At 74.7% G+C, this 14,594-nt stretch carries 13 protein-coding genes; 4 read left to right on the top strand and 9 right to left on the bottom strand.

From position 1 onward, the window contains the following. Positions 1-28 precede the first annotated feature (28 nt). Positions 29-934, bottom strand: a complete 906-nt coding sequence (locus G514_RS0107125) for an aminoglycoside phosphotransferase family protein (RefSeq protein ID WP_028651195.1) — start codon at positions 932-934, stop codon at positions 29-31. 177 nt (positions 935-1,111) lie between these two features. Here G514_RS0107125 and G514_RS0107120 point away from each other — a divergent pair, with 177 nt between their 5' ends. After that, complete coding sequence (locus tag G514_RS0107120; protein ID WP_169576319.1) at positions 1,112-2,248, top strand: nucleoside-diphosphate sugar epimerase/dehydratase; 1,137 nt, start codon at positions 1,112-1,114, stop codon at positions 2,246-2,248. Here G514_RS0107120 and G514_RS0107115 read toward each other — a convergent pair. The 7 genes from G514_RS0107115 to G514_RS25375 all read right to left on the bottom strand — a co-directional run bounded on the left by G514_RS0107115 (position 2,189) and on the right by G514_RS25375 (position 11,508). Continuing rightward, positions 2,189-3,337 carry a glycosyltransferase family 4 protein gene (locus G514_RS0107115; protein ID WP_051247029.1) on the bottom strand — a complete coding sequence of 383 codons (1,149 nt, stop codon included), beginning with the start codon at positions 3,335-3,337 and terminating at the stop codon, positions 2,189-2,191. The genes G514_RS0107120 and G514_RS0107115 overlap by 60 nt on opposite strands. 3 nt (positions 3,338-3,340) lie before the next feature. Further along, positions 3,341-4,627 (bottom strand): hypothetical protein, encoded by a 1,287-nt coding sequence (locus G514_RS0107110; protein ID WP_028651192.1) that lies wholly within the window; start codon positions 4,625-4,627, stop codon positions 3,341-3,343. A gap of 186 nt (positions 4,628-4,813) precedes the next feature. After that, positions 4,814-6,205, bottom strand: coding sequence for an O-antigen ligase family protein (locus tag G514_RS0107105; protein WP_028651191.1), 1,392 nt, complete (start codon positions 6,203-6,205; stop codon positions 4,814-4,816). Between the two features lie 32 nt (positions 6,206-6,237). After that, on the bottom strand, positions 6,238-7,374 hold the full coding sequence (locus tag G514_RS0107100; protein ID WP_028651190.1) for a F0F1 ATP synthase subunit B family protein: 1,137 nt from the start codon (positions 7,372-7,374) through the stop codon (positions 6,238-6,240). A gap of 222 nt (positions 7,375-7,596) precedes the next feature. After that, positions 7,597-9,453, bottom strand: coding sequence for a translation elongation factor 4 (gene lepA / locus G514_RS0107095; protein ID WP_028651189.1), 1,857 nt, complete (start codon positions 9,451-9,453; stop codon positions 7,597-7,599). Positions 9,454-9,556: 103 nt separating this feature from the next. Further along, positions 9,557-10,243 carry a response regulator transcription factor gene (locus G514_RS0107090; RefSeq protein WP_028651188.1) on the bottom strand — a complete coding sequence of 229 codons (687 nt, stop codon included), beginning with the start codon at positions 10,241-10,243 and terminating at the stop codon, positions 9,557-9,559. Continuing rightward, entirely contained in the window at positions 10,240-11,508 is a 1,269-nt protein-coding gene (locus G514_RS25375) for a sensor histidine kinase (protein ID WP_051247027.1), read from the bottom strand. The genes G514_RS0107090 and G514_RS25375 overlap by 4 nt, the downstream gene beginning before the upstream one ends. A 140-nt stretch (positions 11,509-11,648) precedes the next feature. Between G514_RS25375 and G514_RS0107080 the strand changes: the two genes are divergently transcribed. The 3 genes from G514_RS0107080 (at position 11,649) to rpsT (ending at position 13,530) form a co-directional block, all read left to right on the top strand. After that, positions 11,649-12,164: a DcrB/PsbP domain-containing protein gene (locus G514_RS0107080; RefSeq protein ID WP_028651187.1), complete on the top strand. Its 516-nt coding sequence runs from the start codon at positions 11,649-11,651 to the stop codon at positions 12,162-12,164. A gap of 40 nt (positions 12,165-12,204) precedes the next feature. After that, positions 12,205-13,155: a phosphotransferase gene (locus tag G514_RS0107075; RefSeq protein ID WP_028651186.1), complete on the top strand. Its 951-nt coding sequence runs from the start codon at positions 12,205-12,207 to the stop codon at positions 13,153-13,155. A gap of 114 nt (positions 13,156-13,269) precedes the next feature. Continuing rightward, a complete protein-coding gene (gene rpsT, locus G514_RS0107070; protein ID WP_028651185.1) occupies positions 13,270-13,530 on the top strand; it encodes a 30S ribosomal protein S20 in 261 nt (86 codons plus the stop codon). An 81-nt stretch (positions 13,531-13,611) separates the two neighbouring features. Here rpsT and holA read toward each other — a convergent pair whose 3' ends face one another. Next, positions 13,612-14,589: a DNA polymerase III subunit delta gene (holA, locus tag G514_RS0107065; RefSeq protein ID WP_028651184.1), complete on the bottom strand. Its 978-nt coding sequence runs from the start codon at positions 14,587-14,589 to the stop codon at positions 13,612-13,614. Between the last annotated feature and the right edge of the window lie 5 nt (positions 14,590-14,594).

The raw sequence follows: 14,594 nt of genomic DNA, 5'->3' as shown, positions 1-14,594 counted from the left end.
GCCCCGGCAACCCGTGTGCGGCGCGCGCTCAGTCCTGGACGGCCTTGGCGATGGCGATGCACATCGTCAGGTGGCCGTGGTCGGGCGAGTCCGGGTGGTCCTCGAGCTCCCACAGGGCGTTGTGCAGCATCCGCACGACGACCCAGTCGCGGCAGCGGTCCTCGTCGAGGAGGGCCCCGTCGACGAGGGTGTGGAACCGCCGGCGCACGGCGGAGCGCAGGTCGCCCGAGGCGACGACCTCGTCCCAGCGGTTCCAGAGCATCGGCGCGAGCTCGTAGTGCGGGTCGCCGCTCACCGGCTTGGGGTCGATGGCCAGCCAGGGCTCGCGGTCGCCGGCGAGCACGTTCTCGTACTGGAGGTCGGCGTGGATCATCGTGCCGGTGCTGGCCTCGTCGGCCGCGAGGTTCCGGCCCAGCGAGACCGCCTGCTGGACGAGCCGGTGCGGGACGGGCGCGGCCCGCGGCAGCTCCGCGAGCCGAGCCGTCCAGCGCTCGACGTACGCCGTGAGCGGGCGCAGCTGGGGCAGGGCCGGCACGTGCAGCCGCGCGTAGAGGTCGGCGACCAGCTCGCACGCCCCGAGCGCGTCGACCGAGCCCAGGTCGACCGGGTGCAGCCGCTCCAGCAGCAGCGCGGAGCGGTGCGGGTCGGCGGCGAGGAGCCGGACGGCGCCGTTGCCGGCCCAGCGCTGCAGGGCCAGCCCCTCGTGCTCGCTCTCGTCGTCGGGGAACCCGAGCTTGAGGATCGCCGGCTCGCCGGCCCGGCGGACGGGCACCACCAGGGCGCAGTAGCCGTGGGTCGGCTCCCCGTCGACGACCAGCCCCCACTCCTCGGACACCTCGCGGACCAGCCGCGGCAGCCGGTCGACGAACGCCGCCCAGTCGGCGCCGCGCGCCGCGAAGGCGAGCACTCTGGGCGGCAGCGGGAGGGACGTCACCCGCCGATGGTGACCGACGGCGCCAACGACCGACGACCCCCATGGACATCGGCGCCGCTCCGGGGTTGGATGGGCGGGCCGGGGCGTCTACAGGGGGCCGCACCCGGGTGGTTCGGGGGGACTGCTGTGCTGGCACGTGTGCGCCGGGGGATCCCGTGGCTCGCCACGGTCGGACCCGTGCTGACCGTTGCCGACGCCGGCGCGGTCGCCGCGGCGGGCGCCGTGGCCACCGACGATTCCCCCGCGACGCTGGTGCTCGGGGCCGTCGTGGCCGTGCTCGTCGCCCGGGCCGCCGACCTGCACCGCCCTCGGCTCGTGCTCTCGATCGCCGACGACGTCCCCGGCCTCGTCGTGGCCGCGGGGGCCGCGACCGTGGTGCTGGCGGGCCTCGGCAGCGCGGGCCTGGCCGTGTGGGTGCTCGCCCTCGCCTGCCTGGTGCTCGCGCGCACGCTGGTCTACGCCGTCACCCACGTGCTGCGGCGCAGCGGCCGACTGGGCCGACGCGTGCTGGTCGTCGGCACCGGCCCGACCGCCCGGCGGCTCGCCCGGACCCTCCTGGCGCGGCGCGAACTGGGACTGCGGCCGGTCGGGCTCGTGGGCACCGGGTCGGGCGACCCGCTCGACCAGGCCCGCGGGCTGCCGGTCGCGTGGCTCGGGCCGGTGACGCGCCTGCCCCGTGCGATGACCGAGACCGGCGTCGACGCCGTGGTGGTCGCTCTCGGGGGGCCTGCGGGCGACGACGAGACCGCCGCGGTCGAGGGCCTGCTCGCCACCACCGCGGACCTCTACGCCGTGGCCGCGTGGTTCCCCCCGGTGCGGGCCGGCGCCCGGCACCCGCGCGAGCTGGTCGACGGCATCCCAGTCGTGCGCCTGCACAGCCGGGGGGCGCCGCTGCCGGTGCGCGCCTTCAAGAGGCTGGTCGAGGTCCTGGTCGCCCTCGCCGCACTGCTGGTCCTGGTCCCGGCGTTCACGGTGCTCGCGCTGCTGGTGAAGGCCGAGACCGGCGGCGTGCTGGTCCGGCGTCCGGTGGTCGACGAGGGCGGGCACGAGACCACGAGACCGCGCTTCCGCACCCGGCGGGCCCGGTCGGTGGCCCGGCCCGGGACGACGACCTCGATCACGATCTCCGGCCGGATCGGCCCGGTCGGGCGGATCCTGCGCCGCACCCGGCTGGTCGCCCTGCCCGAGCTGGTGTGGGCGCAGCTGCTGAGGCTGCGGTACGCCGGCGGGGTGCCGGTCGCGCGGGCGCCGTCGTCAGCGACCCCGCCGCGCCCCAACGAGACGCAGGTAGACGCGGGCCAGCTCACGCGCTGACGTCGTCGCGTCGTGCTGCGACTCGACGTGGGAGCGGCCGCGCCAGCCCTCCTCCTCGGCGAGCGTGGGGTTCTCGAGCCGCTCGACCACTGCCTCGACCAGCAACGCCGGGTCGTCCAGCGGAACGACCGCCCCCGCGTCGGGCGGCACGCTCTCGACGACGCCGTTGACGTCGGTCGCGACGACGCTGCGCGCGCAGGCCATCGCCTCGAGGGGCACCAGCGCCATCCCGTCCCACCGCGACGGGACCACCACGACGTCGGCCGCCGCCATCCACAGCGGCACGTCGGTGCGCGACCCGACGAAGGTCACCCCGTCGAGCCCCTCCGCCAGCCTCTCGAGCGCCAGCCGGTCGGCGCCGTCGCCGAGGAAGAGCAGCTCGGCCCCCGGCACCCGGGCGCGGATCGCCGGCCAGTCGGTGATGAGGTCCTGCTGGCCCTTCTGCACGACGAGCTCGCCGACGCACAGCACGGTCGGCACGTCGTCGAGGCCGAGCAGCTTGCGGGCGTGGATGCGGTCGCGGGGTCCGGCCGGGCGGAACTCCGCGAGGTCGACTCCGTTGAGGACCACGGTCGTGGGCGCGTGGATGCCGAGGCTCTCGCCGAGCTGCCGCTCGGTGGTGCTCACGCAGACGAGCTCGGTGGCCCACCGGGCGGCGTACCGCTCCCACCGCAGCGAGGCGCTCCGCACGCCGCTGCGGTGAGCGAGGAAGGCCCAGGCGTGCGGCTGGAAGACCGTGGGGATCCGGTCGCGCACCACCAGGCGCCCGGCCAGCCCGGCCTTGCCGCTGTGCAGGTGCACGACGTCCGGCTTGGTCTCGCTCACGATCCGTCTCAGGCGGGCGACGGCGCCGGGCAGCGTGCTGTCGTGGGGGTCGGCCCGCCACCACCGCACGGCGGCACCGGCCTCGCGGGCGGCGTAGCCCAGGTCGCCGCGCGAGGGGCAGGCGACGGTGACGTTCCACCCGCGCTCGACCTGGTCGCGCACGTAGCGCGTCACGACCGTGGCGACGCCGCCACGCGTCGGCGCGGACACGTGGAGGACGTGCAGCCGACGGTTGGTCGGGATCTGCTGGTCTCTGAGAGACACGACCTAGGCCACCGCCCGCTCGGGCTGCTTCGCGACGAGGACGACGCCGAGCAGCCGCGCGCCCACCGCGCGGATGCGGTCGGCGTGCTGGCGCAGGGCGCTGGCCGAGACGGAGCCCTCCACCAGTGCGAGCACGATCGAGCTGTCCACGGCCATCGCGCGCGAGTCGTCGGAGACGTCGAGCGGCGGGCCGATCACCACGATGTTGTCGAACTCGCTCGCCGCGGAGTCCATGACGCTCACGAAGCGCTGCGCGATCAGGTCGGGCACCTCGGCGCTGCCGTAGGTGCCGGCCGGCAGCACCTCCAGCAGGTCCACCGGCCCGGGGCTCATCGCGGTCTCGAGGTCCGCACCGAGCAGGACGTCGTAGAGACCGGGCGTGTCGGGCGCGTCCTCCACCGGGGTCCCGAAGCGGTCGCCCATCCGGCCGTCGACCAGCAGCACCCGGTGGTCGGTGCCGGCCAGCGCGAGCGCGACGTTGGCGCCGATCCAGATGTTCACGTCGCCGTGGGTGATGCCGGCGACCACGACGCGTGGTGAGCCGGCCTCGGCCTGCGCCTCCAGGGCGAGCCGGAGGTGGCGGAACAGGTCGGCCTCGCCGGTGCCCGGGTGCAGCGCCGGCATGGTGGTCAGGTCGCTGGGCGGCGTCAGGTGCGCCAGCAGGGGTGCGGTCGCGGCCTCCTCGACTGCCGCGGCGTCGTCGACGGTGTGGGTGCGCCGGTCGCGCCAGACCGCGGCCGTGGTCGCGAGGCCGACCGCGAGGAGCACGCCCAGACCCAGCGCGAGGCGCAGGTCCGGGCTGCTGAAGGTGCCCGGCGGGTCGGCGGGGTCGCTGGCCGTGAGCACGAGCGCGCGGTCGAGCGACGGGCCGGCGACGTCGCCGACCACGCCACCGCCGACCAGCACCGCCGCCACGGCGTTCGCGAGGGCGGCCGCGGTGTCCGGGTCACGATCCTCGACGGTGATCCGCACGAGGATCGTGCCCCGGACCCAGTCGCCCTGGATGGAGCGACGCAGCTGCGCCACGCTCCGGTCGGTCGAGGTCCGGGACCGGACCTCGTCGACCACCCCCCGGGAGCTGGCGAGCTCCGCCAGGGTGGCGCGCAACGCGTCGGGATCGTCGGTGACGGCCACCCCCGGCGCCTCCGCGGCGCTGATGGTCGCCGTCGCGGCGTACGACTTCGGGGCAAGCAGGATCCCGGCTGCGACGGCGCCGCCGGTGATCACCAGGATCAACACGACAAGCGGTCGCTGGCGCCAGAGCGCCACCCCCACGTCGCGCACGTCCATCGATGTCCCCACGCTTTGCTCAGACGGCCGGTGCGCAGACCCCCCTGAGCACCTGGCCGTCGTGTGGCGTCAGTATTCACGTCCTGACCCCACGTACCCCATTGCGGCAGCGCCCCCCGCGTTGCGCACAGGACGCACCACCGCCGAGGCCATGATTGCGACGGCGCGGCCCGGGCGCCGCAAAACTCACGATCTGGGCCCGACCTGTCCAGACGACCCCTCGCCCGGCTCCACCGCGAACAGCGGACGCCGCGGGAGCGGCGGTCGGCCCACCGCCAGCGCCATCGCGGCCACGAACCACAGGGGCAGGACGAACTGCTCCGACTCCAGCAGGGACGCGGTGAGGAGGCCGGCGAGGGCGAGCAGCACGGCCGAGGTCAGCTGCGACCGGTGGCGCCGCCGGCGCCGGTGCGCGCCGACGGCCGGCACCAGCCACCCGGCGTAGAGGGCCGCGGTGCCGAGCACGCCGAGCTCGGCCGAGCTCTCGAGCAGGGTGCTGTAGGCGGTGTCGAGCTCGCGCTCGCCGAGGCCGTCGCCGTCGTGGCGGTAGTCCTGGTGGAACAGCGCGAAGGAGCCCGGGCCGAGGCCGAGCACGGGCGCGGCTCTCGTCATCTCGAGCGCCGCGCGGCGCACGTCGTTGCGCTCGGCGATGTTGGAGTCGGAGTAGCGGTGCGGGTCGGCCAGCACCTCGCTGACCGACACGGGCAGCACGGCCACGACGAGCGCGACCCCGGTCGTGACCAGCGCCAGCAGCGCGCCGGCGTGGCGCAGCGCGAGCGCGCCGGTGAGGACGGCGAGCACGACCATCACGACCAGCGCGACGAACGCCGCCCTCGACTGGGTGCCGACGCCGGCGACCACGATGACGGCGAGGCACGTCCACACCCGCCAGGCGCGCTGGTCGGGGCGGGTGCGCAGGGTGCCGACCAGCGGCAGGGCCGCGACGAGGAAGAAGGCCATCGTGTCGACGCTCTCGACCGGCCCGACCACGCGGTGCCGCTCGGTGAGGACGGCGGTGACGATCCCGCACACCGAGGCCGCGACGCACGAGAGCACGTAGAGGCGGGCGGCCCGGCGTGGGTCGAGCGGCCCGCACAGCACGTCGGCGAGCACGAGGGCCACGAGCGCGAGCTCGGCGTAGGTGGCGCAGGTCCGGGCACCGTCGCTCCCCAGGGGGTGCGCCACGAAGGCCGCGCCGAGTGCCAGCCCGAGCGCCGCGACCGGGACGCCGAGCGCGACCACCCGGTGCGGGTGCAGCGGTCCCTGCGCGCGCCGGACCGCCCACGAGACCAGCAGCACCGCGGCGAGCCAGTCGGTCGCCCACGGCGAGACGAGGTCGAGGTAGCCCTCGAAGACGCCCGTGGCCACCACCGCCAGGGCCGCCCACTCGACCCTGGCCACCAGCACGACCGCGGAGACCGCGGCCGCGACCACGGTGAGGGTCGCCTGGGGCGACGCGCCCGCCTCGAGGCCGACCGCGGCAGCGACGGGGAGCGGGAGGAGGAACGCCGTCCGGCCGCGCGGCCGGGTGACCGGGAGCGACCGGGCGTCCGGGCGCGTGGCCACCGGCACGCTCACGGGTCAGCCGGTCCGGTCGCGGTCGCGACCCGCTAGGACGAGGACCGGAACAGCCAGCCGAGCGGCTTGCCGGCGTCGGTGTCCTCGCCGGCGTCGTCCTGGTCTGCGTCGGTCACGCGCTCGTCGGGCCCGGGCTTGCCGCTGCGGCTGGGACGCCGCTCGACCTCGCGCTCGGGCAGGACCTCGAGCGTCTCCTCGTCGCGCCGGCTGCGCGCGCGGGCCGTGGCGCGCATGGCGTCGCGGGCGTAGCGGGCCCCGATGTCGCTGTCGTCGGTCGGCGGGAGGGGCGGGTCGCCGTGGTCGATGTGGGCCGAGCGGAGGAAGGCCTCGGTCGCGGTCAGCGGCGGGTCGTCGTCGTCGGCGACCCTCTCGTCGAGGTCCGCGAGGGCGTCGACGAGGTGACCGGACCGGACGGTCCGGCCGGAGGCCGGTTGACCGTCGTCGGCCTCGTCGTCGGCCTCGTCGGTCTCGTCCTCGGTCTCGTCCCGGGTCCCGGCCCGGGTCTCGTCCGCCCCGTCGTCGTCGCCAGCGTGGGCCTCGAGGTCGTCCGGCCGGTCGTCGCCCGCCTCCGCGTGGCGGGCCGGGGTCAGCGAGGTGGTCGCGTCGCCCAGCGACTCGGTGGAGTGGGCGCGCAGCGAGTCGAGCGCGCCCAGCATCTCCGAGATGTTGGCGGTCGCGGCCTCCATCGAGACGCCGAGGATGCGCACCGACGCCTCGATGTCGCCGATCATCGACTGCTGCCGCTCGTGGAGCCGGGTGAGCTCGCGCCGGCTCTGCTCGGTGACCTCGCGCGTGACCTGCTCGGTGAGCTCGGCCCGGACCCGCTTGCGGTGCTCCTCGACCTGGGCCTCGGCGCGAGCGCGTACGGCGTCGGCGGCGGCGCGGGCCTGCCGGGTGATCTCCTCGGCCTCCTCGCGGGCGCGGGCCACGACCCCCTCGGCACGCACGCGGGCCTCGCTGGTCGTGCGCTCGGCGTCGGCGCGGCTCTCGCGCAGCAGCTGGTCGGAGACCTGCTGCGCCTCCTCGATGATCGCGTCGGCGTCGGCGACCGCGGCCTCGCGGGTCGCGCTGGCCTCGGCCAGCATGGCCTCCACCTCACGCCGTGCGCCCAGGCTGGCGCGCAGCTCCTGCGCGCGTGCGCTCGTGCTGGCAGCGTCGTTCGGCTCCATCAGCCGTTCCCCCTGTGCTCCGTCGCCGGCTCCCCACAAGCCGACACCCGAGACGCCCCCACAATGCCTGACCGGAGCTGGTCGAGGGCAGCTCCGGTTCAGGATATCCCCTCTTTGGGAGAGCGTTTGCGCTGGCCACGCGGGGTGGCGCCGGCCGAGCGGCGTACGCCTGTGACGGGTGTGACAGCAGCGCCCGGATGAGGCGGAGGTGACTGGCCGCGGCTACTTCGTCGAGCGCTCGGTCGTCGAGAGCGCGGCGACGAACGCCTCCTGGGGGACCTCGACGCGGCCGACCATCTTCATCCGCTTCTTGCCCTCCTTCTGCTTCTCGAGGAGCTTGCGCTTGCGGGTGATGTCGCCGCCGTAGCACTTGGCGAGCACGTCCTTGCGCATCGCGCGGATGTTCTCGCGCGCGATCACCCGGGCGCCGATCGCGGCCTGGATCGGCACCTCGAACTGCTGCCTCGGGATGAGCTCCTTGAGCTTGCCGGCCATCATCACGCCGTAGGAGTACGCCGCGTCCCTGTGCACGATCGCGCTGAACGCGTCGACCGGCTCGCCCTGGAGCAGGATGTCGACCTTCACCAGGTCGGCGGCCTGCTCGCCCGAGCGCTCGTAGTCGAGAGAGGCGTAGCCCTTGGTGCGTGACTTCAGCTGGTCGAAGAAGTCGAAGACGATCTCGCCCATGGGCAGCGTGTAGCGCATCTCGACGCGGTCCTCGGACAGGTAGTCCATCCCTTGCAGCGTGCCGCGCTTGGTCTGGCAGAGCTCCATGATCGTGCCGATGTAGTCGCTGGGCGAGAGGATCGTGGCCCGGACGACGGGCTCGCGGACCTCGGCGATCTTGCCGTCGGGGAACTCGCTCGGGTTGGTGACCTCGTGCTCCGAGCCGTCCTCCATCACCACGTCGTAGACGACGTTGGGCGCGGTGGAGATCAGGTCGAGGCCGAACTCCCGCTCGAGCCGGTCGCGGGTGATCTCCATGTGCAGGAGGCCGAGGAAGCCGCAGCGGAAGCCGAACCCGAGCGCGCCGGAGGTCTCCGGCTCGTAGGTGAGGGCGGCGTCGTTCAGCTGGAGCTTCTCCAGCGCCTCGCGCAGGTCGCCGAACTCGTCGCCGTCGATCGGGTAGAGCCCGGCGTAGACCATCGGGTTGGGGTGCTTGTAGCCGCCGAGCGCCTCGACGGCGCCGTGGTGCTGGGTCGTCACCGTGTCGCCGACCCGGGACTGTCGGACGTCCTTCACGCCGGTGATGAGGTAGCCGACCTCGCCGACGCCGATCTCGCCGGCCCTGACCTGCTCGGGACTGATCACCCCGAGCTCGAGCAGCTCGTGGGTCGCTCCGGTCGACATCATCTTGATCCGGTCGCGGTGGGTGAGCTGGCCGTCGACGACGCGGACGTAGGTGATCACGCCGCGGTAGGTGTCGTAGACCGAGTCGAAGATCAGCGCGCGGGCCGGGGCGTCGGCGTCGCCGACCGGGGCCGGGGTCTGCTTCACGACCTCGTTGAGCACCGCCTCGACGCCCTCGCCGGTCTTGGCGCTGATCCGGAGCACGTCGTCGGGGTCGCAGCCGACGATGCCGGCGATCTCCGCGGCGTACTTCTCGGGGTTGGCGCTGGGCAGGTCGATCTTGTTGAGCACCGGGATGACGTGCAGGTCGGCGCCGATCGCGAGGTAGAGGTTGGCCAGCGTCTGGGCCTCGATGCCCTGGGCCGCGTCGACGAGGAGGATCGCGGCCTCGCACGCCTCCAGGCTGCGGCTGACCTCGTAGGTGAAGTCGACGTGGCCCGGGGTGTCGATCATGTTGAGCACGTAGGTGCCGGGCTCCGCGCCCTCGTCGTTGCCGGCCGGGACCGTCCACGGCATCCGCACTGCCTGGCTCTTGATGGTGATGCCGCGCTCGCGCTCGATGTCCATCCGGTCGAGGTACTGCGCCCGCGCGCTGCGCGCGTCGACGACGCCGGTCAGCTGCAGCATGCGATCCGCGAGCGTCGACTTGCCGTGGTCGATGTGGGCGATGATGCAGAAGTTGCGGATCGTCGCCGGGTCGGTGTGGCCGGGCGGCGGCGCGGGCTTCACGGGACTCTCGGCTCGCTCTCGGGATGGTGCGGAAGGGGACTCCCAATCCTCCCACGGGCGGCGCGGCGGTCCGATTCCTGAGCGCCTCGACCGCGCCGCGCCGTCACCCCGCCGGGGAGACCAGGCCGCGGTCGAAGGCGTAGACGATCGCCGCGGCGCGGTCGCGCAGGTCGAGCTTGGTGAAGATCCTCCCGATGTGGCTCTTCACGGTGACCTCGGAGATGACCAGGGTCGCGGCGATCTCGCCGTTGCTCAGCCCGCGCCCCATCAGCTCCAGCACCTCACGCTCGCGGGCGGTGAGCTCCTCGATGGGCCCGGCGACGGCGGCCGGCGCGTCGGGGCTGGCGCGGAACCGGTCGAGGACCCGCCACGTGACGGCCGGGTCGAGCAGCGCGTGCCCGGCCGCCACGGCCGCGACGCCGCGGACGACGTCTTCTGCCGGGCTGTCCTTGAGCAGGAACCCGGCCGCGCCGGCGCGGAGCGCTCCCGACAGCAGCTCGTCGTCGTCGAAGGTCGTCAGCACCAGGACGGGCGGGGTGTCCGCGCGGCGGCGGAGGGCCGCCGTGGCGTCGATCCCGCTCGTCCGGCGCATCCGCAGGTCCATCACGACGACGTCGGGACGCAGCTCCTCGACGGCCGCGACGACCTGGTCGCCGTCCTCGCACTCCCCCACGACCACGAACCCGTCGCGGCGGCGCAGGATGCGGGTCAGCCCGGATCGCACCAGCTCCTGGTCGTCGACGAGGAGCACGCGGATCAGCGCGTCACCCCCGCCGGTCGCGCCCGTCATGCCGGCCCCGGCGCGGTGCGGCGGAACGGCGCGGTCAGCCGCGGCAGCGGGCACACGCGGCCGTCGCTGCCGGCGTCGCCGCGGGGCAGGTCCACCCGGACGACCCACGCACCGTCGACCGGCCCGGCGCGGAAGCCCGCACCGAGCTGGGCCGCACGCTCGGCCATGCCGGAGAGGCCGGACCCACCGGTGTCGGCCCTGGCCCCGCGTGGCAGGTCGCTGGTGACGGTCAGCTCACCCGGGTCGCCGTCGACGTCGAGACGCACTCGCACCCGCGCTCCCGGGGCGTGCTTGGCCACGTTGGCGAGCGACTCCTGCACGATGCGGTAGAGCCCGAGCGCGGTGGTGGTCGGGACCTGCGCGAGGTCGCCCTCAGCGGCGTAGTCCACGGCGAGGCCGGCGCCGCGGAAGTCGGCGACCAGGCCTGCGAGGTCGTCGAGCCCCGGCGCCGGCGCGGTGACCGGCTCGTCGCCGCGCCCGAGGAGGCCGACGGTGCCACGGATGTCGGTCATCGCCTGCCGCCCGACGCGCTCGGCGTCGCGCAGCGCGGCCATCGCGTCGTCCAGGCCGGCCACGTCGCCCTGCCCGGCGGCGTCCTCGACCTCGCGCCGGGCCGCCGTGAGGTGCAGCAGCGTGACGCTCAGCGAGTGCGCGACCAGGTCGTGGACCTCGCGGCCGATGCGGTGACGCTCCTCGAGGACCGCCTGCCGCTCGCGGGTCGTGTGCTCGCGCGCCTGGGCGTCGAGCCGCAGCTGCTGGGAGCGCAGCACGAACCCCATGTCGAGGCCGACGACGATGCCCGCAGCCCAGATGCCGACCTCGGGCCCGGCCAGGTTGCCCGACAGCCAGACCGTCACGACCACGGCCTCGCCGACGAGCGTCACCACGACCCCGCGCCCGAGGCCGGCGACCGCCGTCACGTGCCCGGCCATGAGGATGAGGAGGAACGGCGCCCACTCGTAGGCGACCGGGTGGACCGTCATCAGCACCAGCACCGAGCCGCCGGTGAGGACGACGAACGCGATCCAGGTCGTCGCGTGCGTCCACAGCTCGGCCACCCACGGCACCAGGGCGAGCGCCGCCAGGCCGATGACCGGGACGAGGTTGCCGTCGTGCCGCTGCACGACGACCACGCCACCGGTGACCAGCGCCGAGGAGTCGATGAGGGCGGCGATCCACAGCGGGTAGTCGGGGAGCCCGTCGGCGACCCAGCGCTTCTTCCTGCGCACCACGAAGGCCGGCACCGCGCGGGTGGGGAGGTCCACCCGTCGAGGGTAGGCCCGCGTGCGCCCGCGCACATCCGACTGCGGGCGGAGGCGGGCGGCGCGCGTCCGCCCCTGGACGGGGGTCCAGGACCCGCCCCTCGACGGCAGATCGAGCGAGGCTCGCTCCCTAGCGTCGGAGCATGGACCACAAGACCCTCCCCCGCCGTTCCACCCTCCTCCGCGTGGTGCGGGCCGTCGAGGACGACGGCGCCCTCCCCTGGGACGCCGAGCTGGCCGCGGCCTACGGCGACCGCGACGCGCTGCTCGTCGCCCTCCAGGACCACTGGTCGCGGCAGCTGCTCTCGCGCATCGACGTCGCCCTCGAGCTGGGTGCGGAGACGCCGGAGGCGAGCGTCGCCGTGGCCTGGCGCTCGGCGCTGCGCGACCAGCCGGGCGTGCACCGGCTGCTCGACGACGAGGCGGACAACCCCGCGCTACGCGCGGCGAGGCGCTCGCTGCTGGCGTCCGTGGCGGTCGCCGCGGGCCTGGCGACGTTCGACGACCCGCGCTCAGCGAGTGCCGAGGCCGGAGCCGGGCTCCTCGGGTCGGTCACCGGGCCCGGTGCCACCGACCCGCGCCCCTCCCGGCTGGCGCGCCTGCTGCGCAGGCTGTGGGACGGCGGCCCGGCTCCGGACCGGTACCCCTGGGCCGCCTGAGCGCAGGCCGCCCGAGCGCAGGGCACGCCGAGCCGGGAGGATGGGGCTCGTGCCCGCCTCACCGATCCCTCACGGCCGCACCGCGCGCCGCCTCGAGTGGTCACACCTGCCGCGCACGGTCCGCGAGGCGGTCGAGCAGCGGTGCGGGACGCCGATCCGCTCGGCGACGTCGCAGAACAGCGGGTTCACCCCGGGGTTCGCCTCGGTGCTCGAGGGCGAGGACGGCAGCCGGCACTTCGTGAAGGCGGCGTCGACCGTCGCGCAGCGGATGTTCGCGCAGGCCTACCGCGAGGAGGCGCGCAAGCTGGCCGCGCTGCCGCCCGAGGCCCCGGCCCCGCGGCTGCTGTGGACCCTTGACGTCGACGGCTGGTTCGTCCTCTCGACCGAGTACGTCGACGCGCGGCAGCCGCGCCGGCCGTGGCGGCTGCCGGAGCTCGAGGCGTGCCTCGACACGCTCGCCGCCGCCGTGCCGGTGCTGACGCCGCCCCCGGCCGGGCTCGACCTGCCCCCGGCGTCGGAGGAGTTCGCCGAGTGGCCGGCGTACTGGGACGTGCTGGCCCGCACCGAGCCCGGGCTCCCGCACCTCGACGAGGCCGCGGCCCTGGCCGGCCGGTACGTCGAGGCGATGGCGGGCGAGACGGTCGTGCACACCGACGTGCGCGACGACAACATCCTCCTCACCACGGACGGCCGGACGCTGCTCTGCGACTGGAACTGGCCGTTCGTCGGGGCCTCCTGGCTCGACTCGCTGTTCCTCCTGATCGGGCCGCGCGGCGACGGCCTCGACGTGTCCGCGGTGATTGCTCGCAGCCCGCTCCTCTCCGCGGTGCCCCCCGAACACGTCGACATCGTGCTCGCGCTCGTCACGGGCTACTTCCTCAAGAGCGCCGGAGACCCGGTGCCGCCGGCCTCGCCGTACCTTCGCGACGCCCAGCGCTGGCAGGGCGAGGTCTGCTGGGCGTGGCTTGGCGAGCGCCGCGGCTGGACGTGAGCCCGGATTTGAGCGGGCGAGCGCACCGCTGTTACCGTTGTCCGTCGCGCTGGCGGTCGATCCGCCGTGCCCATCGACTCACCTGATCGTCCACTTCACACCGGAAGAGCACCTGTGGCCAACATCAAGTCCCAGATCAAGCGGAACAAGCAGAACGAGAAGCGTCACGAGCGCAACAAGGCCGTCAAGACCGGCCTCAAGACCGCCGTGCGCAAGTTCCGCGAGGCCGCCGACTCCGGCGACGCCGCGCAGGCCAAGGCGCTCGCCCAGGACGCCGCGAAGAAGCTCGACAAGGCCGCCTCCAAGGGCGTCATCCACAAGAACCAGGCCGCGAACCGCAAGTCCGCGATCGCCCAGAAGGCCGCCTCTCTCTGAGCCCCTCCCTGCTCGGCCCGCCAGAAGCTCTCTCTGGCGGGTCGATCTGCATTTCGCGCCGGGGTGGCCGGCGCGCGGGGCTCAGCGGGGGTCGCGCAGGCTGGTGATGGTGAGCACCAGCCGCTCGAGGGTGTAGCTCGCGTCGCTGGCTGCTCCCTTGATGTCCGCGTCGGCCTGGGCGACCGCCCGGATCGCCCGCGCCAGGCCGGCCTCGCTCCAGCCGCGCGACTGCTCGCGCAGGCTCCGCAGCTTCCACGGCGGCACGCCGACCTCGCGGGCCAGGTCTGCTTCCTTCAGCCGCGGCGGGGCGCCGTGGTAGCGCGCCAGGCCACGCACCCCGCCGGCGAAGGCCGAGGTGACCAGCACCGCCGGCGTGCCGCCGTCGAGAGCCCAGCGGAGCTCCTCGAGCGCGGTCTGGCGCCGGCCGGAGAACGCCGCGTCGGCCACCGCGAACGACTTCGCCTCGGCCCGGCCGCCGAAGTACTTCTTCACCGACTCGACCCCGATCGTCTCGCCGGGGAAGTCGCTGACGAGCTGGTGGGCCGCGGCCGCCAGCGAGCGCAGGTCGAGACCGACCGCCTGCACGAGCACGGACGCCGCCTCGCCGTCGATGCGGGCGCCGAGTCGCTTGACCTCGCTCACGACGAACTGGGGGAACTCGCTCGGACGGAGCTCGGCCGACTTGTGCTCGGTGACGGTGGGGAGCTTGCGCAGCTTGGTGAGCACCCCGCTGCCCTTGGCGCCGCCGGAGTGCACCAGCACCAGGGCGACGTCGTCGGCCGGAGCGGCGGCGTAGGCGAGCAGCCCGTCGACGGACTCGTCGGGGAGGTCCTCGAGCGCGCGGACCACGACGCAGCGCACCGAGCTGAACAGCGACGGCGCCGCGAGCTCCCCGAAGGTCGCCAGGGTCAGCCCGGAGGCCTGGGTCTCGGAGAGCTCGGCGTCGGGGTCGGCCCGCCGCACGGCCTCGCGGGCGGCCGCGACCGTGCGCTCGCCGAGGAACTCCTCCTTGCCGGTGACCAGCGTGACCCGGCCGAGCGGTGTCTCCGGGCTGGCCATGCCGG

It is taken from the genome of Nocardioides halotolerans DSM 19273 (genome assembly GCF_000422805.1).
In the GTDB taxonomy this organism is placed as follows: Bacteria; Actinomycetota; Actinomycetes; order Propionibacteriales; family Nocardioidaceae; genus Nocardioides; species Nocardioides halotolerans.
Note: the sequence above shows the minus strand (reverse complement) of the source record. Positions and strands in the feature narration are given on the sequence as shown.